We start from the raw sequence: 23,738 nt of genomic DNA, 5'->3' as shown, positions 1-23,738 counted from the left end.
AGAAAGGAGTGCTTTCAATGTCGACCTTTTTAGATCGTGCAAGGGTCACAGTCAAAGCCGGTAAGGGCGGCGACGGAATGGTGGCCTTCCGACGCGAAAAGTATGTCCCAGATGGCGGGCCGGCCGGCGGTGACGGCGGTCGAGGTGGCAGTGTCATCTTCCGAGTGGATGAAGGCCTGCGGACCCTTATGGATTTCCGTTATAATCGTCACTTTAAGGCCAAGAACGGCGAAAATGGTATGAGCAAAGGCATGTATGGTAAGGCTGCGGAAGACTTGATTGTGTCAGTTCCACCTGGTACCATCATCCGCGATGCTGCGACCGATAAATTGCTAGCCGACCTAGTAGAGCAAGGCCAGGAATGTGTGGTTGCTAAGGGCGGTCGTGGGGGACGTGGCAATATTAAATTCGCTACCCATAAGAATCCAGCTCCTTCCATCGCCGAAAATGGTGAACCAGGTGAAGAAGCGGACCTGCAATTAGAGCTCAAAGTTCTGGCCGATGTAGGCTTGGTAGGTTACCCAAGTGTAGGGAAATCGACCCTCTTGTCTGTCATTAGTAATGCCAAACCTAAAATCGCAGACTATCAATTTACAACCTTAACCCCTAACCTGGGTGTGGTCAAACTCAATTACGACCAGGAATTTATCGTAGCCGATATGCCAGGTCTGATTGAAGGCGCCTCTCAAGGGGTTGGCTTGGGGATTCACTTTCTGCGCCACATTGAGCGGACCAAAGTCTTGTTGCATGTCATTGACATGGCAGCGACTCATGAACGGGATCCCTTCCAAGATTACCTCGATATCATGCACGAGCTAGCTTCTTATCACGAGAAATTACTCTTACGTCCTATGGTCATTGTGGCCAACAAGATGGATCAGAGCCAGGCCCAAGAAAATTTGCCTAGCTTCAAGCAGAAGCTAGAAGACTATTGCCAAAAAGAAGGCTTAGACTTACCAGCTATTTTTGAAGTATCTGCTTGGCAAGCCAAGGGGCTCAAGCCACTCTTGGCCTTTACCTATGACTTGGTCCAAAATTCTGACTTTATACCTTTATTCGAGGAAGAGCCAGAAGAAGTGCACTACCAATTGGAAGAGGAAGTGCCATTCACTTTAACCAAGCTCGATGCCGGTTACTGGCAATTGTCAGGGGCTAAGATTGAAAAACTCTATGCCATGACCAATATGGCCCACGATGAGAGCGTGGCACGTTTTGCCCGCCAATTACGTTCCATGGGTGTGGACCAAGCCTTGCGTGAAGCAGGGGCCGAATCCGGTGATTTAGTCGATTTAGCCGGCTATCAGTTTGAATTCATGGATTAAGGGGAGGGGATGTGCATGACCGATAAAACATCTAGTAAAAGTCCTCGTTTGGCCTTTTTCGACGGCTATCGTGGGGTCTTAATCCTCTTAATTCTGACCTATTATTTCTTCCAACACATCTTGCCTGGGGGCTTCCTAGCCGTTAATGCCTTCTTAATGGTGGCAGGTTTCTTCGCCTTCCGTCATTTCTATACGGCTCCTACGCTAAGAAAATCAGTCTCGATTAAATCCTACCTCAAATCCAGGCTGGAACGGATTTTCTTTCCGACCTTGTTTATGGTCTTGCTGGTAGCAGCCTATATTGCCTTGTTTGCGCCAGATTATTTCTATAATTTGCGTAATATGGGCTTCTCTAGTCTTTTCTTCGTTAACAACTACTATCAGATTTTGTCCAACCAATCCTACTTTGTCCAGGCGGCTAATCCTAGTGCCTTTACCCATCTGTGGTACATTTCCATCTACGCCCAGCTGATTCTCTTAACGCCTTTTGTGGTCAAAGTAGTCTATTCTTGGCATCGCAATCCGGCTACTGCTGCCATTATGTTGGTGGCTCTATCCATTGCTTCGGCAGTGCTTCTAGGTTATCTCTACCAAGATGGTCAGGATCCGAGTCGGATATATTATGATTTGTTGACGCGGGCCTTTGCCTTTACCTTTGGTGGGGTATTAGGTTATCTCTTCCCAGTGCATTTGAAGCCAAAAGTCATATCCAAGCGTCAGCAACAAGTCTTTAATGGGATTGGGATTGCCAGTGTCATTTTGATGACTTTTATGTTGCTCTTTATGTATGGGACTCAACCCTTTGCCTATCGTTTTGGTATGCTGCTATTCACTTTACTGTCCATGGTTTTTGTCATTGTCAGTCTCCATCCCTCTACTTGGTTACATAAGCTCTTAAGTCTGCCAATCTTTACCTTCTTCGGTAAACGCAGCTTATCCTACTACCTATGGTTTTATCCGATTCACTTAGTCATTCCAGACCGTTTGAATGGCTTCCATAATATTTGGATTTCAGTCGGTGTTCAGTTCTTACTGATTATGCTGATGGCGGAAATCTCCTATCAGCTCTTTGAACGTCGTCGCTTAATCTTGCCGTTTGGTCAGGATTTCAACTGGAAACAAACCCAAGCGCGGGTGCGTTACCTCATTCAACACCGGGCTAGCCTATGGGGCATTAAGACACTAGCGATTAGCTATCTCTTAGTTTCAACCATTGGTTTAGTGGCTTTGGCCATTACGCCAGAACAGAAGAACAAGGCTGCCGATGAGCTAGCAACGGTCATCGAATCTAACCAAAAATTGGTGGAGGAGACCAAGGAGCCTGAAAGTCAGGAAACCAAGGTTATTAATAATATTGAAGGCCTAAACCGCCAAGAACTCCTACAAGCCAATGCCCTTGAAGTAACCTTTGTGGGGGACTCCATCTTATTGGCTTCGGCTGACAAGATCAAAGAAGTCTTTCCTAAGGCAATCGTTGATGGCCAGATTGGTCGGCAGCTTTACCAAAGTAACGAAGTGATCAATAGCCTCAAGGCCTCTGGTAAACTCAAGGGAACTGTAGTGACGGTCTTAGGTTCTAATGGGACCTTTACCGACGGTCAGCTTAATGACTATATTAATGCCATTGGGACGGACCGGGAGCAGTACTTTGTAACTTCCTCGGTTGATAAGGTCTGGGTAGAAGATGCCAATAATCGTCTCTTCGCTGCAGCTAATCGCTTCTCCAATGTCAAAGTGATTGACTGGCGAACCTTTGCTAAGGGCCACGATAATTGGTACTATGAGGATGGTATCCATCCAAACCCAACCGGCGCCTTGGAATTTGCTAAATTCGTTGCCAATCAGATTTCGCAAAATCGCTAAAGGATTGGCAAGTCTAACAGAAAGGAAATGAGCATGAAGTTATTATTTTTAGGTACTGGGGCGGGTGTCCCAAGCCGCAATCGTAATGTGAGTGCTCTAGCCCTCAAACTCCTTGATGAACTCAATGAGGTTTGGTTATTTGATTGTGGTGAAGCCACCCAGCATCAAATTTTAGAAACCTCCCTCAAACCTCGCAAAATCACTAAGATTTTTATTACCCACCTACATGGCGACCACATCTTTGGTCTGCCTGGTTTCCTTAGCTCGCGTTCCTTCCAAGGGGGCGATCAGCCCTTGACCCTTTACGGGCCACCGGGTATTAAGGATTTTGTCGAATCAGCCTTACGCTTGTCTAAATCGCGCCTCTTATATCCTTTAGAAATCGTCGAACTGTCACCTAAAGGAGGGCGTTTGGATTTAGGTAAGGGCTGGCTAGTTGATTATCAAGCACTCAACCATGGTATTCTAAGCTTTGGCTACCGAATCATGGAGCCAAGAACCAGTGGCGAGCTCTTAGTAGATCGCTTGGCTCAGTATCAGATTCCTAATGGCCCGATTTTTGGTCACCTTAAACGCGGTGAGACTGTCACCTTAGCTGACGGCACCGTCCTTAACGGACAGGATTTTCTAGCGCCAGCCAGAGAGGGAAGAGTAGTCACCATCTTGGGAGATACCAAGACCTGTGATGCTATTCAAGAACTGGCTCAAGATGCGGATGCTTTAGTACACGAATGTACCTTTGAAGAAAATGAAGCTCGAATGGCTGCGTCCTATCACCATTCGACTAGCCGTCAGGCCGCTCAAGTGGCCCAGGCAAGTAATGTCAAAGCCCTCTATCTAACCCATATTAGCGCCCGCTATATGGGAAGAGAGGCCAAGCAATTAGAAGACCAAGCGCGCCGTATTTTTGAAGGAGCGAAATTGGTTTATGACTTTGATGAGTTTGATGTGATAGGAGGAGATAGCTCATGTCAAGAAACTTAGATAAGCAAGTCGTAATTATCACCGGTGCAACCAGTGGTATTGGCCAAGCTGTGGCCCGCCAATTGGCCCAAGAAGGCTGTAAGTTAGTATTGGCTGCCAGACGTCAAGACCGCCTGCGGGCCATTGCACAGGAACTTGAAGGGCGGTGGGGGACAGAGATTCTGGTCCAAGTAACGGATATGTCTCAGCCTCAAGCTATTGAGGCATTAGTGGCAGCTACACTTGAAGCATTTGGTCGTATTGATATTCTCTTCAGTAATGCGGGTTATGGAGACTTCCAAGCCTTCTCGGAAAATCAACCTCAGCAAGTAGTGGATATGTTCCAAGTCAATGTCTTCGGCATGATGTACTTGAGCCAGTTGGTGGCCATCCAGCAGTTAAACCAAGGTGGGCTAGGTCAAATTCACTTAGTAGGGTCTATTGCAGGGAAAATCCCGACCGCTATGACTAGCGCTTATGCAGCGTCTAAGGCGGCTATTATCGCTTATGCTGACGCCTTGAGACTGGAACTCTATGAGACAGCTATTCAAGTCTCCACTATTAACCCAGGCCCTGTTCAGACAGCCTTCTTCGACCGCTCACCGCAAATGCTAGCCTATGCCCAAGTAGTCGAGGCCTTCAGTCTTGAAGCAGATGAGTTGGCTGGTCGCATTGTAGCCAATATGAAACGCAAGCAAGTCAAACGAGAATTGAATCTGCCTTGGCAGTTAGCCTTTGCCTCAAAACTCTATCACTTATGCCCACAAGTCGGTGATTTTTTAGCTGCCCGCTTGTTTAATTTGAAGGAGGAATAGCCTATGCGTCAACAATGGAAATTAATCTTAGGTGTCTGTGCCGTTATTCTAGTGGTAGTATTCGCTCTACAAAACGTCAATAATGTGCAGGTCACTTTCTTGTTCTTCCAAACTCAAATGCCGATGGTCTTAGTCTTATTGATTTCGATTTTGTTCGGTTTATTAATTGGTTTCTTGTCCTCTTTATCCAGTCACATGGCTAATCGTACAGCCATTAAGAACCTAAATAAGGAACGCGAAGCCCTCAGCAAAGAACAGTCTACTTTTGAGACGACGAAGGCGGAATTAGAAGCCCAATATCAGGCCAATCTTGAAGAAAAGAATCAAGAAATTGCTAGTCTTCAAGAAGCCTTAGCTGATTTGAAGACACAGCTTGAAGCCCAGTCTCAAAGCCAATCGCAAGAAGAGACCAGTGATTTAGAGGCTGATTTGGACCAATCAGCTCAAGAACTTGAAGACAGTGTGGATGAATTTGAAGAGAGTTTGCAAGATGATGAGGATCCTCAGGTTTCGAGGGGGTAGAGCATGAACTTGACACACTATGAGTGGCACTACCGCAGCTTGCCAGACAATTGGCAAGACAAGGTGGCCGAATGGCAGCAAGCCGGTTTAGGCTATAGTGACACTTTTCTGCGGCTATGTTTGGCGCGTGGACTTGAGACTTTAGAAGAAATCAAGGATGCGACTAATCAGATGCCCCAAACCTTCCACGATGCCTTCCTCCTTCATGACATGGATCGCGCTGTGGAAAGAATCCAAGCAGCCATTGAGGACCAAGAAGTCATCTTAATTTACGGGGACTATGATGCTGACGGCATAACCTCAACCTTGATTCTCTATGAGACCTTGGAGATGTTAGGTGCCCGGGTCATTTACTATGTCCCCAATCGCTTGGTGGATGGCTATGGGCCTAATTTGACTCGCTACCAGGACTTTGTGGCGCAAGGCGTTCAGTTGATTTTAACTTGCGATAATGGGGTGGCAGGTTTTGAAGCCATCGAATGGGCTATGCAGGCTGGTGTGGATGTTATTGTGACGGACCATCATGAGGTCCAAGCCACCTTGCCTTCAGCTTATGCTGTGGTTCATCCCAGACATCCACAAGGCCATTATCCCTTCCCGGATTTGAGTGGAGCAGGGGTGGCCTTGAAGTTGGCAACTGCCTTATTAGGCGAGGTGCCAACGGAACTAGTGGAATTAGCTGCCATTGGGACAGTCAGTGACGTGGTCTCCCTTCGTGATGAGAACCGGACCATTGTCCTGAGCGGACTCCAGCTCATGCGTGATACCATGCGCATTGGCTTGCGCTTACTGCTTGAAGAAGATCAAGTCGATATGGAAAACATGACGGCTGACACGATTGGTTTTACCATCGGACCTCGGCTCAATGCTATTGGCCGTTTGGGAGACCCGACTCCCGCATTGGAACTGCTTAAAACCCAGGATGAGGAAGAAGCCCAAGAACTATTAGCGTTAATTAATGAAAAAAACCAAGAACGTAAGGACTTGGTAGCTAATATTATGGATCAGGTTAGCCAAAGACTGGGACAGGGACCAATTCCTCCTATAATTATTGAGTCAGACCCTAGTTGGCCAGCTGGGGTTGTTGGGATTGTGGCCGGTCGCTTGAGCGAACACTACCAACGTCCAGCCCTAATCTTCCAGTATCAGGCAGATAAAGGCCAATACAAAGGGAGTGGACGTTCGACAGAAGCTGTCCATCTCTTTGACTGGTTGACAGATATTAAGGAGCATCTGGCCCAATATGGTGGACATGCTCAGGCGGCAGGTATGACAGTTAATCAAGATCAATGGCAAGACTTTGTCACAGCCCTGCATGCCAAGGCTCAAGCTCAATCAGCAAGTGAGCCTAGAAAAGCACCCTTGACCATTGATTTGTCCTTGAAACTTTCGGAAGTAGGGACTGATTTTATCCAAGAAGTCCAGTTACTGGGTCCCTTCGGTATGGATAATGATAAGCCAGTCTTTGCCTTTGAGGAGGCAAAGCTCAACCAAGTGCGCTTGATAGGGACTAATGGCCAGCATGCTAAGCTAGTCCTAGGACAGGATGGTCAAGAGCTTAATGCTATTGGCTTTGACTTTGCAGATCGTATGCGAGATCGCCAAGTGGGAGATAGTCTGACGGCCGTAGGTCATTTGGACTTAAACAAATGGCAGAATCGGGTCAGCCCTCAATTGCTTCTGTCTGATCTTGGGGTCTCAGGTGCCGCCTGGTACGATTGGCGAGCCAGCGGTCAACAAGGCCGCCTCTGGCAACTGGATCAAGTGGTCTATCTTTGTCAGCGTCAAGCAGTCAAGGCCCAAGTCAGTTCCAGACTTCAGACCGCTTCTGCTCTCATGACCTATCAAGAAGCACAAGAAGCCAATCTTACCCATTATCAAGGCCTGGTGCTCTTAGAACCACCCAAGCAAATGGCGGATTTCGACCACTTGGTACTTAATCAGGACTGGCAGACCTTTTACTTGGTGCTTTACGCCCAAGAATCTAAGTATTTGGCAGGTCTGCCGCAAAGGGCTGACTTTGCTAAACTCTATCGCTGGTTAGTCAGCCAGGAGCCCTTCAATTTGCGGGCTAGGTTAGCAGAAATCAGCCAAGGACTGGCCATTAATCCAGTTCAACTCAAATTAATGTTTCATGTCTTCTATGAAGCAGGTTTTGTGTCAATTGAAGAGGGGCAAGTGGCAGTCCAAGAGGCGAGTCGCCATCAGAACACTAACTTGGAAGAAACTGCTGCCTACCGGGCTTATCAAGCTGCTATGTTCAGCGAGGAAGCCTTAGTCTTTGCCACCCTCGGCCAAATAAAAGAATATGTAAAAAGAATTAGGAGTTAACTCATAATGGAATTGAAGAATTATATTGCTAAAGTCATGGACTATCCAAAAGAAGGCATTGTTTTCCGTGATATTACCCCTCTCATGGCAGACGGTCCAGCTTACCACGAATCTGTTAAACAATTAGTGGACTACGCTCGTGAATTACAAGTAGATGTGATTGTAGGTCCAGAAGCGCGTGGCTTTATCGTAGGCTGCCCAGTTGCTTATGAATTAGAGATTGGTTTTGCCCCAGTTCGTAAGAAAGGCAAATTACCACGCCCAACGGTCGATGTAGACTATGAATTGGAGTATGGTACCGCGACTTTAACTATGCATGAAGATGCTATTAAACCAGGCCAACGTGTCCTCATTACCGATGACCTCTTGGCAACAGGTGGGACCATTAAAGCCTCTATCGACCTAGTTGAAAAATTAGGCGGCGTTGTCGTTGGCTGTGCCTTCTTAATTGAACTCGTTGACTTAAACGGGAAAGAAAAATTAGCAGGCTATGACTACAAGGCTTTAATGCAATACTAAGAGAAAAGAAAAATATGCCCCCAGTCTTAGACTGAGGGCATGGCTATAAGAGACTTAGAAATAACGGTAGAGGGAGACAACCTTACCTAGGATGGTCACCTGAGGCAAAATGATATCGTCCATGTGGTCGTTTTCTGGCCGTAGGATGACGTGATCGGACTTCTTGAAGAAGGTCTTACAGGTGGCTTCATTATCCTCGGTCATGGCAACCACGACATCACCATTATTGGCGCTTGCTTGACGGCGGACCGTGATGTAGTCCCCATCTAGAATGCCAATATTAACCATAGACTCACCCTTAATTTCTAGCATGAAGAGTTCGCTAGGTTCATAGCGCTCTAATCCAGGTGGTATAGGGTAGTAATCTGTGGCATGTTCGATGGCCAGAATAGGGGCACCGGCAGCAACTTGACCTAGCAAGGGAATTTGTTGGGGTTGGATACCTAAGGCTTCCTGAGCTAGGGGAGAAAGTTCGATGGCCCGTGTCTTGCTGGCGTCACGAATAATGTAACCAGCCCGTTCTAGGCGTGCTAGATGGCCGTGAACAGTTGAAGTAGAAGCAAGTCCTACTGCTGCACCGATTTCTCGAACTGTAGGGGGATAGCCGTTGGCTTCAATAGCCTCATGGATACATGAGAGTATGGTTAATTGTTTAGTGGATAATGTCGTCATGTCCTCACCTTCCTTATATCTTAAGCTTATTATAGCACACCTATTGTCCAAAATGCAAACGAATGTTCGTGGAGGTATCCAATGTTATCACCAGAAAAAATTGAGCGTATTAATGTCCTCGCGCGTAAGAAGAAAAGTCAAGGTCTGACACCTGAAGAAGCCCAAGAACAGGCCACTTTGCGTCAAGAGTATTTGGCTAGCTTGCGCCATGGCATGCGCAATCATATTGAAGGTATGAAGATTGTCGACCAAGAGGGGACCGATGTGACTCCTGACAAACTCAAACAGATTCAAAAAGAAAAGAAAATTCATAACCGTCATTTAGAAGATTAGACTAGGCTTTTGACGGAAAGTTGTGTAAAATAGAAGAGTAACATGAAAAGAAAGTGAGGAGAAGGCAGTGCAAACATGGATTTGGTTAATCATTGTCGTAGTCGCCTTAATCGGCGGATTTGTTGGTGGCTTCTTTATGGCGCGCCGTTACATGATGAAATACTTTAAGGAAAACCCACCGATTGATGAGCGCATGATTACGCAAATGATGGCTTCAATGGGTCAAAAACCATCTAAGAAGAAGGTTCAGCAAATCATGGCCCAAATGAAGGTTCGTCAATAATCAAGAGAATCAAAGTCCACCTAGGGTGGACTTTTTCTTTATCTAGGCACGTTACTTACAGATGAAAAGTCCTAGCAAACGTGGTACACTATAAGAGTATTGAAAGTTAAATCGAGGAGGAAGCTCTATGTCTATTATCAAGGAAAATTTCGACAAACTCATTGCTGAGAAAGAACTACCAGCTGAATACTTGGAGATTGAGGGAGGTCACCATCTCTATCGTTTCCGTTTTGGTGTAACCCCAGTACGTGACCTGATTGTGGAAGTCATCGTTCAAAATTCAGATTTACCTTATTGTGATGCTCAAGTCATCTACCGCCATGTTCATATGCTGAAAGACTATAAGCAACGTGCGCAAGCCTTGGAATTGATTAACGAATTAAATGAAACCCGTACCGGTTATTTTGCTCTTTATTTAGCGGGCGATGGGGAAATTTTCCAACGTAACTTGATGCGCGCTAGCGTGGATCCACAACCGCTCTATGAAACGATTGTCTATGGTTCAGCTATCGCTAAGGATATGGTAGAAGCCTTAACTGCTGGTTTAGGTCCTTCTGCTGAGGTGTAAAACTTCATGCTGACGTCTTTTGTTCGCTCCAGTCAAGGACAAAGAATCCTGTCCGGCGTCGTATTATGGCTTTCAGCCCTTTGTTTTGCAGTTGCCCTTAACTTATTCTATGTTCCGAATCTGATTTTTTCTAATGGCGTGCCTGGTTTGGCGCAAATTATCTTGGCCATCTTCAAGGATACTCCCTTAGCAAATCTCTTAACAGCTGGTAATCTCTATTTCATTCTCAATATTCCCTTGATGATTTTGAGTTGGCTCTATTTAGGACGGCGCTTTTCTATCTTGACCGTGACCAGTATTTTCTTGTCCACCTTGGTAAGTAACTGGGTGCCGATTGTACAAGTGACCGATAATACCTTGTTAGCTGCAATCGCTGGTGGGGTGATTTCGGGTATCGGGGTCGGCCTCTTGATTAAGTTTGGTATGTCCAGTGGAGGCTTTGATATTATTGCCCTCTTGATTGCTAAGAAAACAGGTCGCAATGTCGGCTTTATGTCCTTTTTGACCAATGGTTTGGTCATAGTAGGAGCTGGCTTCCTTAATAGTTGGGAATATGCTCTCTATAGTTGCATTGCCATCTTTATTGCGGGGATAGTCATTGATGCGATCCATACAGGTGAGCAACGTTTGACTGCTTTTGTAATTTGCCAAGACCCTAACCAAGTGGTTAAGGCCATTCAGGAACGGGTCATACGTGGCGTTACTTTGTTAGAAGGGCAGGGTGCCTTTTCGCAAGAACCCAAGCAAGTCCTAATGGTAGTCTTAAGTCGTCATGAACTCTATGATTTGCAGCAAGCAGTGCTTTCAGTTGATTCCCAGGCCTTTATTAACGTGGTCCAGTCCACCATGGTGACCGGCAATTTCTTAAATCGAGAGCAACAGGCCAACTTTAGAAAAGAATCAGTTGTTTAATGATCAAATCCCTTCTGATAGTTTCAGAGGGGATTTTTAGTTTAAATCGTTTCAATCAGAGTCAGAGTTTGTTATAATATAGTGGAATTTGAAGACAGGAGGGCTTGGCATGGCTGACTTAAGTAAGGTGCCTGCGCACGTTGCGCTAATTATGGATGGAAATGGCCGATGGGCTAAGAAACGTTTCCTACCTCGGGTAGCAGGACACAAAAAAGGTGTCGATACCATTAAGAAAATCACCAAACGTGCCAATCAATTGGGCGTTAAAATGCTGACGGTCTATGCCTTCTCAACCGAGAACTGGAAACGACCTGAACAGGAAGTCAGCTTCTTAATGAAGTTGCCTAAGGAGTTTTTTGCCAAGTTTGTGCCTGAATTACTGGAACAGAATGTGCGGATAGAGACTATTGGCGATTTGGAAGGCCTACCTGAAGGGACACGCAAGGTCCTCAAGCAAGCTATTGCCGATACAGCTCATTGTACCGGCCTGATATTGAACTTTGCCATCAACTATGGCTCTCAAGACGAAATTAGTCATGCGGTTCAGACTTTAGCCCGTCAAGTAGCTGGTGGGACTTTGAAGCCGGAAGACATCACCCCTGACTTAATTGGACAAAATCTAGAAACCGCCAAGTTTGGGGCCTTAGCCAATCCAGACTTGATTATTCGGACTAGTGGTGAAGAGCGTCTCAGCAACTTCTTACTCTGGCAGGCGGCTTATAGTGAGTTCTATTTCACTGAACGCCTATGGCCTGATTTTGATGAAGGCGATTTTGACCAGGCCCTAGCGGTCTATGCCAACCGACAACGACGATTTGGAAAGGTGTTGGATACTGAATGAAAGTAAGAGTAATCAGCGCCCTAGCGGCCTTAGCCGTCCTAATTCCGGTTGTGGTGGTTGGGGGCAAGGTCTTTACGGGTATGTTCTTAATTTTAGGGATTATGGCCCTCTTTGAATTAGCTAATATGAAGAAGATTGAATACTTCAACTTGGTCGGGGTCATTGCAACCATTGCGGTTGCCCTCATGATTCTACCCAGTAACTACCAATCTGCCTTGATTCCAGGTCTGAAATTCACTTATCTCTTCTATATTTGCTGTATGTTGCTTTTAGTCCTGACGGTCTATGAGTACAAGACCTTCAATATTGAAGAAGCAGCCCTTTTGATTTTTGGTGCCCTCTACATTGGCTATGGTTTCCGTTACTTGATTGAGTTACGACAAATTAGTTTAGACTTAGTTATTTTCCAATTTGCTATTATTTTTGCAACGGATTCCGGAGCTTATATCGTTGGTCGACGTTTGGGCAAGCATAAGCTGGCGCCTCAATTGAGTCCTAATAAGACCATCGAAGGTTCGCTAGGGGGGATTGCCAGTGCGGTAGTCATAGCAGTGCTCTATAATTACTTCTTTGATCCACATTTAGGTGGTTCGGAACACTATATATTACTAGCCATCGCCTTGTCAGTTTTAGGTCAGCTAGGAGATTTGGTAGAGTCAGCCTTTAAGCGACATTTTGGGGTCAAGGACTCCGGTAAGTTCTTGCCGGGCCATGGCGGGGTCTTAGACCGTTTTGACTCAACCCTTTTTACCAGCTTTTTTCTTATGACCTGGTTTAACTGGTTCAAATAGCAATCATGTCAGCCAAACTCTATGATTTGGAGTCTGGTTGACTATTTTTGCATTATGGGCCTAATTAGGGTATATTTAAGAGGTTAAGTTAAGCAAATTTTTGAATTGAAATAGATAAAGGAAGTTGACCATGCAAGCATTGATTGTATTTTTACTTGTTTTTACCGTAATCGTAAGTATTCACGAATTCGGCCATTTTTACTTTGCCCGTAAGGCTGGTATCTTGGTGCGCGAGTTTGCCATTGGGATGGGGCCTAAGCTCTTCAGCCATCAGGGAAAGGACGGGGTCCTCTATACCATTCGAATGATTCCCCTAGGAGGCTATGTTCGTCTAGCCGGGCTAGGGGAGGATCAGGATGCAGTTCAAGCCGGTATGCAAGTAGGCCTTGTCTTGAATGAAGCTGGGCTAGTAACCCGCATTAATACCTCAAAAGTAGCCCTTGAAGACGAAGTGCCAGTTCAAGTGGATCAGTTGGATTTAACGGATGCCATGACCATTACAGCCTTACCGCTCGGTAGTCAAGATCTGGTTACCTATCAAGTAGACCACAAGGCCCGCATCATTGAAGCAGACGGGTCTAGTATCCAAGTAGCACCGCGTCAAGTCACTTATGGAGCTGCTAAGCCATGGGCTAAGTTCATGACCAATGTAGCGGGACCTATGAATAACTTTATTCTTTCTATTTTGATCTTTGTTGTGGTGGCCTTTGTCCGCCCAGGTGGAGTACCGGTTGAGGCCAATGTCTTAGGTTATATTGAACCAGATTCTCCTGCAGCCCAAGCGGGTCTGCAAGCAGGTGACCGGATTGATGCTATTGGTCAAACTAAGGTTTCCAACTGGCGTCAAATGGTGCAAGCCATTCAATCCAAGCCAGGTCAAACGGTAGATTTCTCGGTCCATCGTGGCGACCAAGACTTGACATTACCAGTTGCTATCCGGGCTGACCAAGTGGAACAAGCAACAATCGGTCGGATTGGCGTAGCGCAACCAGAGACTCAAGATCTCTGGGCTAAAATTGCTTATGGCTTCACCGCAACTTGGTCTCAAATCACGGGTGTAGCTGCCGCTATTGTGGGTATCTTCCTTCGTGGCCTCAACCTCAATCAGTTCGGTGGGCCTGTGGCAATTGCTCAGATTACCTCTAAAGCAGCCTCTGAGGGCTTCATGCCAGTACTGTTCCTAACCGGCTTGCTGTCAGCTAATATTGGCGCCTTCAACCTATTACCAATTCCTGCCTTGGATGGTGGTAAGATTGTTCTCAATGCCATTGAGGGTGTGCGGGGCAAGCCCCTATCCCAAGAAAAAGAAGGAGTTTTAACCATCATTGGGGCTCTAATCTTAGTCGCCTTTATGCTGGCTGTCACCTGGAATGATATCAGCCGACTCTTCCAACAATAGTGATGAATAAGAGATCTACCCAGGGTAGGTCTCTTTTTTAGCGTGACCTCAGGTGATTTTAGAGGGGGCTTATGCTATAATAAGAAGGTATGCAAATCACCGTGGACGGAGGGAACTTATGGCCAAGAATCGCCAATTATTTGAACATCTATTGGACCAAATTGGGCTGCAAGACGCAGACATGCTGGCCGAACTATCCCAGACTCAGATAGAGTCTGTTAAGGTTCACGCTAAGTCTGGTGAATGGCATTTTACCTTAAGTCAGGTAGAACGTCTCCATCCTCACGTCTATGAAGCCCTTATGCACCATATGCGTTTAGCCTTCGAGGGGATTGCCAAGACAGAAGTCTGGTGGAAGTATCAATCACCGACTAGCCTAGATGATAGCCAAATGCTAGATTACTGGCAGTCTATTCTAGGGGTAATGGGCCAGGAATCGAGCTTTATTAAGCGTGCATTAGCTAATGCTACCTATCAGGTCAAGGATGGCCAAATTCAAGTAGGTTTAGCCACTGAAGACCAGGTCCAAGTGGTTAAAACCCGCTATGACCAAGCCTTCAAACTCAAACTAGCTCAAAACCAACTGAATGACTGGCAACTAGTCTACCTAGTAGATGATCAGGTAAGTGAACAAGCTAAGCTACAAGCTCAGCAGCATCTGGCTTCTGAAGTAGAGCGCGAGCGGCAAGAATTGGCTCAATTAGAACAACGACGCCAAGAACAAAGCAAGGTGGTCGTAGAGAATACCGATATTCCTCAAATTGGTAAGGACATCCCAGATATGCCAGCCATTTCGATTCAGGAAGTCTACGACAATCCTTTTAATCAGATTATTGAAGGTTATATTTTTGACTATGAAGTCCGCGAGCTCCGCTCAGGTTCCCAGCTCATGATTATGAAGGTGACCGACTATACTTCCTCCATTACGGCTAAACTGATGGCAGGGCGTAACATTAAGAAGGAATCCTTTGGCCTCTTCAAGAAGGGGGATTGGGTCCGTCTGGAAGGTAGCCTTAAGGCTGATAACTTTACGGGAGAGATGGACTTCTCGCCGCGTAGTATTCGCAAAATCTCCAAGGCCTCACGCCAAGACCGAGGGGTGGACGGCGCTAAGCGGATTGAGTTGCATTTGCACTCTAATATGAGTCAAATGGATGCCACCAATAAGGTAGGGGATTTGATTGCCCAAGCAGCTGCCTGGGGCCATTCGGCTATTGCCATTACCGACCATGCGGGCGCTCAGGCCTTTCCTGATGCCTATGCAGCAGGTAAGAAGCATGGCATTAAGGTTCTCTACGGGATTGAAGCTAATGTGGTCAATGACGGTGAACCTATTGCCTATAACCCGCAAGCCATTGACTTAGATCAGGCGACCTATGTGGTCTTCGACGTAGAGACCACGGGTCTGTCTTCTGTCTATGACCGCATCATTGAGTTAGCAGCGGTTAAAATGCGGGATGGCGAGGTTATCGACACTTTCGAAGCCTTTATCAATCCTGGTTATCATTTGTCGGCCATGATTACCGAATTGACCGGGATTACGGACGCTATGTTAGCCGATGCACCACCAGAAGAAGAGGTCATGGCGCGATTCGCTGATTTCTCCCAAGATACCATTCTTGTCGCTCACAATGCTAGCTTCGATATGGGCTTCCTCAATAAGACCTATGCGCGTCTTGGCATGCCAGTGCCTAATCAGCCCGTTATTGATACGCTAGAGTTGTCGCGTTTGGTTAACCCTGACATGCGGTCTCATCGTTTGAATATCTTGGCTAAGCATTATGGTGTGACCTTAGAACAACACCACCGGGCCGTTTACGACTCTGAGACAACTGGATATGTCTGCTACAAGCTATTGGATCAAGCCAAAGAACAATACGGCATGGTCCGTCATGACCAGCTCAATGAACAAGTAGGGAAAGGTGATAGCTATAAACAGGCTCGACCTTTCCATGCCACCTTGATTGCTAAGAACCAAGAAGGGCTTAAAGACCTCTTTAAGTTAATTTCAGCCTCCAACGTTCAATACTTCTTCCGTGAACCCCGTATTCCGCGCAGTTTGTTGACCAAGTATCGAGACAATCTCTTAGTTGGAACAGCTTGTTCCAATGGAGAAGTCTTTACCGCCATGATGCAAAAGGGCTACGATGAAGCGGAGAAGTTGGTTGATTTCTATGATTACATTGAGTTACAACCTAAGTCTGTCTATGGTCCCTTAATCGAGACGGAATTAATTCGTAGCGAAGCTGACTTAGAAACCATCATGAAAGAAATGGTCCGTCTGGGTCAAGACAAGAACAAGCTAGTAGTGGCGACAGGGGATGTCCACTACTTGGAACCTAAGGATGCTATTTACCGTGAAATTCTCTTGCGTTCCATGAAGATTAACGCCAATCGGACCTTACATCTACCGCCTGTTCATTTCCGCACGACAGATGAGATGATGGCAGAATTCGACTTTATGGGACGGGACCAGGCCTATGAGCTTGTCATCACCAATCCTCAGAAGATTGCGGATATGGTGGAAGAAGTCGAGGTTATCAAGGACAAACTCTATACGCCAAATATTCCTGGCGCCAACGAGGAGATTACTGAACTTTCCTATAAACGAGCCAGAGAGCTCTACGGTGATCCTCTGCCTGAGATTGTAGAGAAGCGGATTGAAAAGGAACTCAAGTCCATTATTGGTAATGGGTTTGCCGTTATTTATCTGATTTCGCAGAAGTTGGTCCACAAGTCAGTATCCGACGGTTATCTCGTTGGTTCCCGGGGATCGGTGGGTTCTTCCTTAGTGGCGACCTTGACAGGTATTACCGAGGTCAACCCATTGGCTCCACATTATTATTGTCCAAAATGCCAATATTCAGAGTTTATTGCGGATGGTTCAGTCGGTTCGGGTTATGACCTACCAGCCAAAGGCTGTCCTCACTGTGGCCACGCGCTAAACAAAGACGGACAGGATATCCCATTCGAAACCTTCCTTGGCTTCTATGGCGACAAGGTACCCGATATTGATTTGAACTTCTCTGGGGCCTATCAACCGCGCGCCCACGCCTACACTAAGGAACTCTTTGGGGAGGACTATGTCTATCGGGCAGGAACCATTTCGACGGTTGCGGAACGAACGGCTTTTGGTTATGTCAAAGGCTATCTAGAAGTAGCCCAACAATTCCTACCACAAGCTGAGAAGGAACGTCTAGCTAAAGGAATTGAAGGGGTCAAACGCACGACCGGTCAGCATCCGGGTGGGATTATTGTTATTCCAGACTATATGGATGTTTATGATTTTACGCCAATTCAATATCCTGCCGATGAAGTGACAGCTGAATGGCGGACTACCCACTTCGACTTCCATTCCATTCACGATAACGTGCTCAAGTTAGATATTCTAGGGCACGATGATCCAACCGTTATTCGTATGTTGCAAGACTTATCGGGGATAGATCCTAAGACCATTCCACCAACCGATCCGGATGTCATGAAGATCTTCTCCAGCCCCGAAGTTCTAGGGGTAACACCAGAGCAAATTTTCTCTAAAACTGGAACGCTAGGGATTCCAGAGTTCGGAACAGGCTTCGTACGAGGTATGTTGGAAGAATCCAAACCAGCGACCTTTGCCGAGCTACTGCAAATTTCTGGGCTCTCCCACGGGACCGACGTTTGGCTAGGCAATGCCCAAGAGTTAATTAAAAACAAGATCGCGCCTCTTGCTAAGGTAATTGGCTGTCGTGACGATATTATGGTCACCCTGATTTACTATGGTTTAGAGGACGGCTTGGCCTTCAAGATTATGGAGTCCGTCCGTAAAGGGAAGGGGATTCCAGAGGATTGGCAGGCAGAAATGCGGGCCAAGAAGGTGCCTGAATGGTATATTGATTCCTGTTTGAAGATTAAGTATATGTTCCCTAAAGCCCATGCGGCTGCCTATGTCCTCATGGCCTTGCGGGTTGCTTACTTCAAGGTTCACATGCCTATTATGTACTATGCCGCTTACTTCTCAGTGCGGGCAGATGACTTTGACATTGTGGCCATGCACCAAGGGAAGGAAATGGTTAAGCGCCGTATCAGGGAAATCAATGATAAGGGCTTTGATGCTTCAGTTAAGGACAAGAACCTCTTAACGGTCTTAGAATTGGCTAATGAGATGTTGGAGCGTGGCCTTAACTTCCAGATGATCAGTTTAGAGAAGTCTGATGCTGATCGCTTTATTATTGAGGGTAATAGCCTGATTCCACCTTTCCGGGCCGTACCTGGTTTGGGTGCCAACGTGGCCCAACAAATTATTAAGGCCCGTCAGGAAGCCCCATTCTTGTCTAAGGAAGACTTGCAGAAACGTGGCAAGGTCTCTAAGACCATACTTGATTACCTAAGTGAACAAGGCGTCCTTAATGGCTTGCCTGACTCAGATCAATTAAGTCTCTTTTGATGAATTAGCGCCCGCACCATGCGGGCGCTTTTTTATAATCGATATTGTGTATACAATTACAAATTTGAAACTTGATTGTAATAAAATGCAGGACCCCTTAAGTAAAGGATACGTGAATATTCAATCTATATAGCTAATCTTATATCATAATATTTTATCACTCAGTCAACAGAAATGTTCGAACAACATCTAGGTTAGCTTATTGAAATTACATTTCGTTAATGGAGGAGTTTGAAAAATTTAGCTTATCTAGTTAGATGTCTAATTATATAGGCGTAAATCTGTTATAAAAATAGCTATTCACCTCCTTTTTTGTATAAGCAAATTTATTGCAATGCATAGGTCTGTTTGTTACAGATTAAATAGGCATTTAGACTGATTTAAGTGTCTGAAAACCTTGATTAAACGCTATTTATAGGCTTTTTTTACAGGTGTTAAGAATGTTTCAGTAAAATGAATTAAGGGCATGAAGCATTGTGGTGGCTGAAAAAACTAGATATAATATTTGCATAACTAAAATTTATTGGAGGTTTTAAAATGAAGCTAACCAATACGGTCTATCGCTATGCGATCCGTAAGCTCAAAGTGGGAACTGCCTCAGTTGCGGTTGCTGCTTTGATGTTCTTGGGCTCTGGGAATGCTGTTGTTAATGCAGCAGACTTGAACCAACAATCAGCCTTAGTCGCTAAGGCAAGTTCACCAGAGATTACTCAAGTGAAGGAGGCAAGTCCAACTGAAGATAATCTTAAAACAGATTTAGAAGTTGACACCAAAGCCCTTGAGGCTGATAAGTCACCTGAAACTGATTTAGACGTCACTAAAGATTTGCCTAAAACAGAAGCGGAATCAGTTGCATCTGACTTAACTAAGTTGGAGGAATCTGAGGGACTTGCATCACAAGATGAACCTAAGCAAGAAGTATCAGCTGAGGACTTAAGCTCACAAGCTACTGAAGCAAAGGCAAGTGTTGATGAAGCAAGCACTAGCTCAGAAGAATCTGCACCAAGCGTTAAAGAAGCGGAAGCGACAGTTGCTAATCAAGTGGCAGCTGCCAATGCAGCTAATCAGATAGAAGAAGTAAAACCTTTGGCCAACGCAAATAGTGCGGCTGAAAATCGTATTATCTTGCCACCAGGCTTTACACCAAGTCTATTTGAACCAGGTGCCTATAGTGCGAGTCATATTGACGCAATTGCTAAGCCTGGACGTGCTCTCAATACTTACAAATCTAACGAAGCAGATAAGAAGGAAATCGTTGATGTTACGAACTTGACGGAAGCACAACGTAAAGAACTTTCGCTCTTCGTTGCCAACCTGATTAATCCGATTCGCCAACAATTCGGGAAAGAACCCTATAAGGTTAATGCAGGCTCTGTCAATGCCGCGCAAAAAGTTGCCAATGCCTACAAAGAGGATAATTGGTATGCATGGACAAGGAGCCATGATACGAATGCCACTTCCCGAGCTTTAGCAAATGTTGCCAATGGTTGGGGGGAGAACTTAGCAACCATTAATCCAAATACCACAACAATGGATGATCTTAAAAAGCAATTCCACTACCAAACAGTTTGGATGCTTTTCGATGATAGCCATGCTAATTTTGGGCATGCTAGAAACTTCTTACTTTTTGAAAATCCTTATGGTAATCACGATGTTTACTTAGGGATTTCAACAAACCGCGCGGGTGCAAGCGATGCTAAATCTTTTGGTACTCAGTATTACACCATGTTTGCACCAAAGGATGGATCTAGCGAGTTCACACCAGGTAATGATTATACGTCTGATCCGACTCCAAGCCAACCAAGTCAACCAACGACTCCGAGTCAACCGAGTCAGCCAACGACTCCGAGCCAACCGAGTCAACCAACGACTCCGAGCCAACCGAGTCAACCAACGACTCCGAGCCAACCGAGTCAGCCAACGACTCCGAGTCAACCGAGTCAGCCAACGACTCCAGGTCAGCCGAGTCAGCCAACGACTCCAAGTCAACCGAGTCAAGTAAGTGACCTTGCTGCTGATAGACTTGGTCAGGCCAACGCTAGTGATCCAAATAAGCCAAGTGAAATGGCACCAAAAGACAATGGTCAAAGTCCAGTAGAACAGGCATTGCCAAACACTGGAGAGAGCTCTAACCTGCTAGCGCTTGGAGCTGCCATTATGACAGCTATAGCAGGGATCGCATTATTGGTATTCAAGCGTCGTAAAATATAATTTGAAAAAGACAGCTTAGGCTGTCTTTTTTCATTTCGTCCATAATGTTAATAATATGACAGTAAGGTAAATTTTGGGTGTTAAGTCAGATTTAAGGTAGGTTTTGAGCCAAGAGATTGCTATAATAGGACACAGAATACTGAAGCGATAAGTGAGGAGGTTACCCCCATGAAATCCAGAATTAACCGCTATGCTATCCGTAAATTAAGTGTGGGTCTTGTGTCCGTTGCGGTAGCATCCTTCCTTTGGCTGACGTCTCATGGTCATCATGTTAGCGCTCAAGAAGAGAAAGGATCTGTCACTAGCCAAGAGTCTTCAGACGATCTACAGGTTGAAATCTCAGCAAGTCCTGCTAAGCCCATTCAATTAGATAAGAGTGGACATTCAGACAATTCGCAGTCATCTGAGCAAAACACTCGGTCATCCATCACTTTACCTGAAGGTTATACTGAGGAGGAACTCTTAAAAGATGAGCTAAACTTGATAGAAGCTAGTCAACGCGGCTTAGAGCAAAATTCTGGCTATCTACCAAGTAAACTAGACTCCGAAACTTCCCTGGCTATTGATAATCTGCAGGATAAAGAGAGGATGCAGTTGGCAAAGTGGCTGACTGATTTAGTCAATCCTTTGCGTGCTAAATGGGGCCATCAGCCTTATCAAGTTGATGCTTCTCTTCAAGAAGCCAGCCAAGTATTGGCTGATCGTTATCAATCACAGAATTGGCAAGCAAATGAGCAAGGGTATCATGGCCAATGGGAATACGAACTATTTGGCCCCTACGATAGTGCCTGGTATCAATATTGGATGCCAATGAAGACGAATTTTGCAGAAGCTAAGAATCTTGGTCAAGTAAAAGGCGCAATCTATCAGGGCATTATCGGAATGTTATTTGAAAGTCATGCAGATTCTTATCTGCCGGCGCGCTATTTGCTCAGTGTTGACAGTGCTAGGTCTAGCCGTAAGCCGCTTTTAGGCTTAGGTTTGACGCGTATTGTAAGCGAAAATCAAGAAAGTCAATATTTCTTGACACTTAATTTTCTAACAGCTAACAAGGTATCAGAGCCCAACCAACCAACGGATCCTAACAATCCTTTAGATCCTTCAGGACCTACTGAACCTAATTTGCCTACTGATCCAGTGGAGCCACAACCTCCATTAGATCCAATATCTCCTATTGATCCTATATTACCACAACCTGATCCTAAACCAAATCTAGAGGAGCCCAAGCCTCTTCTAAATCCAAATCAAACGTCACCTAATGAGGATGAAACGCCTAGTCCGCTGGAACAAAGGCCTCGTAGAGAATTACCAAGCTTAGTGGAAAAAGGTAACGTGATGGCCCAAAGAACACAAGCAAGTGGTGAATCAATTGAAGAAAAAGAAGAAAACGCAAGTGTGAGTTCAAGTCAAGTTCCCCATTCAAGCGCGAGTTCTTATAATGCGTCTAGCGATTCAACAGAACCTAATAGTAGTGGGAGTACGGAGCCTATATCATCATCGGCTTCTGAGGATGAAAGCTATTGGTTACTACTCGGGGGTGTCTCTGCTGTAGCGGCAGCTGCTGGCCTTATTTACCTCAAACAAGTTGAAATTAGACGACGCCAAGGATAAATTAAGTATTGTCTGACTAGAGAGTAAGTACTTTCTAGTCTTTTTTAGAATGACTTGTAGATGAGTGGCAACTTTGTTATAATAATGCCAAGTTCTATGAAATGAGGTATAGGATATGAAACAAAAATTCGCAATTCTTGTGGCTTTGGTAGCTTTAGCTATGAGTCAACCTTTGACTCTTATTCAGGCTAGCGAAAGTAGTGATCTCGCTAGTAGCACAGGCAACAATAGTCAAGATGAATCTCCTTCCAAGGAAAAAGGCTCACGACAAAACCCTATCCCTCTAGGGGAGGCCCTAGACTATGAGAAGAAGTCTCGTGACGGATCCAAGAGCCAGCTTTCTTTTACCATCCTTGAATCTTGGCGGGGGGAGAAGGCTGAGCATCAATTGCAGCAGCTAGCTCCATCCTACCAGCCCAACCGTCAGCCTTTGGATGACGACCAAGAGATTCTCTTATTGCATCTAAAACTAGCTTACAAGTCGGGCGATGAAAATCACCAAGAGTTTACTCACGCCGGTATCATCAATCCCTTCTTTGATTTGTCTGGGAGCGGGATTCCAAATGAATATGTCGCCGACTTGCCAGACCATTTGGCCTTTGATATGTTGTCTTTATATCCTGGTAATGAGCATGATGGCTATTTGGTCGCAATTGTTCCCAAAGATACTCCGCTTATCTTTAGTTATCCCAAGGACGGCCTATCAAATGAAGTTTTCTTCCAAGTAGAGAAGGGGCAAGACACTACAGTTCCTACTAAGGAAGTCCAAGCAGAAACTCCCGAACAAGCACAGTGGGGAACCAAGGAAAAGCCAGTTCCCTTCACTGAAACCAAACCAATTAACTATGTCATGCCCTATGAGGTGAGTGATGGTGGTTACGGTATCCTCGCTATATCTCACAGGATCACAGTTTTAAATGCTTGGCATGGAGATCAAGCTAATCAAAAGGCTATGGATTTACTTAGCCCGAATGATTATCAACGCATGGCTGATGATATGAAGTCTGACCAAGAGTTCTTAGTTTTACATATGGAGTCTAGCTTGGCGCCAACGCTTGAAGACAAGGTGTTTGAGTCTAGTCCAAGTATAAGTCATTTATCCTTAGTGGATAGTCAAGGTCAAGACCATGTCTTTAAGGGCTTCTACCAACTTAAGAAGGCTAGAGACCAATATGAATCGCGTTATATGCTAGGTGGGGGAAGTGTAAAAGGCTATGTCATTTTACCAGCACCAAAAGGGGAAAACCTACTTTTAAAGGTTAAGAACGAATTAGCCAATAAGGAAATCTATTTCGAGATAGAATCCAAAAATCCATAGGACGTCAACAGACAATCTGGTCCTTAAGTAACAAGGGG

Annotated in this window: 19 protein-coding genes; 18 read left to right on the top strand and 1 reads right to left on the bottom strand. The window is 45.4% G+C overall.

What is annotated here, in order from left to right:
* Positions 1–17: 17 nt before the first annotated feature.
* The 7 genes from obgE to Q0339_RS08395 are packed head-to-tail and all read left to right on the top strand — an operon-like array spanning position 18 to position 8,335.
* The gene (gene obgE, locus Q0339_RS08425) at positions 18–1,322 is read left to right on the top strand and encodes a GTPase ObgE (RefSeq protein ID WP_298078383.1); all 1,305 of its coding nucleotides are present in this window, start codon (positions 18–20) and stop codon (positions 1,320–1,322) included.
* Positions 1,323–1,337: 15 nt separating this feature from the next.
* Positions 1,338–3,185: an acyltransferase family protein gene (locus Q0339_RS08420; protein ID WP_298078382.1), complete on the top strand. Its 1,848-nt coding sequence runs from the start codon at positions 1,338–1,340 to the stop codon at positions 3,183–3,185.
* A gap of 33 nt (positions 3,186–3,218) precedes the next feature.
* Complete coding sequence (gene rnz / locus Q0339_RS08415) at positions 3,219–4,169, top strand: ribonuclease Z (RefSeq protein ID WP_298078381.1); 951 nt, start codon at positions 3,219–3,221, stop codon at positions 4,167–4,169.
* On the top strand, positions 4,154–4,963 hold the full coding sequence (locus tag Q0339_RS08410; protein ID WP_298078380.1) for an SDR family oxidoreductase: 810 nt from the start codon (positions 4,154–4,156) through the stop codon (positions 4,961–4,963). Before rnz ends, Q0339_RS08410 begins: the two co-directional genes overlap by 16 nt.
* Positions 4,964–4,966: 3 nt before the next feature.
* Positions 4,967–5,485 (top strand): lipopolysaccharide assembly protein LapA domain-containing protein, encoded by a 519-nt coding sequence (locus Q0339_RS08405; RefSeq protein ID WP_298078379.1) that lies wholly within the window; start codon positions 4,967–4,969, stop codon positions 5,483–5,485.
* A gap of 3 nt (positions 5,486–5,488) precedes the next feature.
* Positions 5,489–7,816 (top strand): single-stranded-DNA-specific exonuclease RecJ, encoded by a 2,328-nt coding sequence (gene recJ, locus Q0339_RS08400; protein ID WP_298078377.1) that lies wholly within the window; start codon positions 5,489–5,491, stop codon positions 7,814–7,816.
* Between the two features lie 6 nt (positions 7,817–7,822).
* Positions 7,823–8,335, top strand: a complete 513-nt coding sequence (locus Q0339_RS08395) for an adenine phosphoribosyltransferase (protein ID WP_023392013.1) — start codon at positions 7,823–7,825, stop codon at positions 8,333–8,335.
* 54 nt (positions 8,336–8,389) lie between these two features.
* Here the strand turns inward: Q0339_RS08395 and lexA are convergent, their stop codons facing one another.
* Positions 8,390–9,007, bottom strand: coding sequence for a transcriptional repressor LexA (gene lexA / locus Q0339_RS08390; protein WP_023392014.1), 618 nt, complete (start codon positions 9,005–9,007; stop codon positions 8,390–8,392).
* An 81-nt stretch (positions 9,008–9,088) separates the two neighbouring features.
* On the opposite strand from lexA, the gene Q0339_RS08385 reads away from it, so the two are divergent.
* From Q0339_RS08385 to Q0339_RS08335, 11 genes are all read left to right on the top strand, one after another.
* The gene (locus Q0339_RS08385; protein WP_298078375.1) at positions 9,089–9,340 is read left to right on the top strand and encodes a DUF896 family protein; all 252 of its coding nucleotides are present in this window, start codon (positions 9,089–9,091) and stop codon (positions 9,338–9,340) included.
* A 67-nt stretch (positions 9,341–9,407) separates the two neighbouring features.
* The gene (locus tag Q0339_RS08380) at positions 9,408–9,623 is read left to right on the top strand and encodes a YneF family protein (protein WP_023392016.1); all 216 of its coding nucleotides are present in this window, start codon (positions 9,408–9,410) and stop codon (positions 9,621–9,623) included.
* Positions 9,624–9,750: 127 nt separating this feature from the next.
* Positions 9,751–10,191 (top strand): hypothetical protein, encoded by a 441-nt coding sequence (locus Q0339_RS08375; RefSeq protein ID WP_023392017.1) that lies wholly within the window; start codon positions 9,751–9,753, stop codon positions 10,189–10,191.
* Positions 10,192–10,197: 6 nt separating this feature from the next.
* The gene (locus tag Q0339_RS08370; protein ID WP_298078374.1) at positions 10,198–11,103 is read left to right on the top strand and encodes a YitT family protein; all 906 of its coding nucleotides are present in this window, start codon (positions 10,198–10,200) and stop codon (positions 11,101–11,103) included.
* Between the two features lie 109 nt (positions 11,104–11,212).
* Positions 11,213–11,944 (top strand): isoprenyl transferase, encoded by a 732-nt coding sequence (locus Q0339_RS08365; protein ID WP_298078373.1) that lies wholly within the window; start codon positions 11,213–11,215, stop codon positions 11,942–11,944.
* Complete coding sequence (locus tag Q0339_RS08360; RefSeq protein ID WP_298078372.1) at positions 11,941–12,735, top strand: phosphatidate cytidylyltransferase; 795 nt, start codon at positions 11,941–11,943, stop codon at positions 12,733–12,735. The genes Q0339_RS08365 and Q0339_RS08360 overlap by 4 nt, the downstream gene beginning before the upstream one ends.
* Positions 12,736–12,865: 130 nt before the next feature.
* Complete coding sequence (gene rseP, locus Q0339_RS08355; protein WP_298078371.1) at positions 12,866–14,134, top strand: RIP metalloprotease RseP; 1,269 nt, start codon at positions 12,866–12,868, stop codon at positions 14,132–14,134.
* A gap of 118 nt (positions 14,135–14,252) precedes the next feature.
* Complete coding sequence (locus tag Q0339_RS08350; RefSeq protein WP_298078370.1) at positions 14,253–18,560, top strand: PolC-type DNA polymerase III; 4,308 nt, start codon at positions 14,253–14,255, stop codon at positions 18,558–18,560.
* Between the two features lie 537 nt (positions 18,561–19,097).
* Entirely contained in the window at positions 19,098–20,771 is a 1,674-nt protein-coding gene (locus tag Q0339_RS08345) for an SEC10/PgrA surface exclusion domain-containing protein (protein WP_298078369.1), read from the top strand.
* Positions 20,772–20,939: 168 nt separating this feature from the next.
* Positions 20,940–22,382 (top strand): SEC10/PgrA surface exclusion domain-containing protein, encoded by a 1,443-nt coding sequence (locus Q0339_RS08340; protein ID WP_298078368.1) that lies wholly within the window; start codon positions 20,940–20,942, stop codon positions 22,380–22,382.
* Positions 22,383–22,497: 115 nt separating this feature from the next.
* Complete coding sequence (locus Q0339_RS08335; protein WP_298078367.1) at positions 22,498–23,700, top strand: hypothetical protein; 1,203 nt, start codon at positions 22,498–22,500, stop codon at positions 23,698–23,700.
* Positions 23,701–23,738 lie beyond the last annotated feature (38 nt).

The sequence above is a fragment of the uncultured Abiotrophia sp. genome, from assembly GCF_938010525.1.
GTDB lineage: Bacteria > Bacillota > Bacilli > Lactobacillales > Aerococcaceae > Abiotrophia.
The sequence above is the reverse complement of the archived record's forward strand: the minus strand, read 5'-3'. Positions and strand labels throughout refer to the sequence as shown.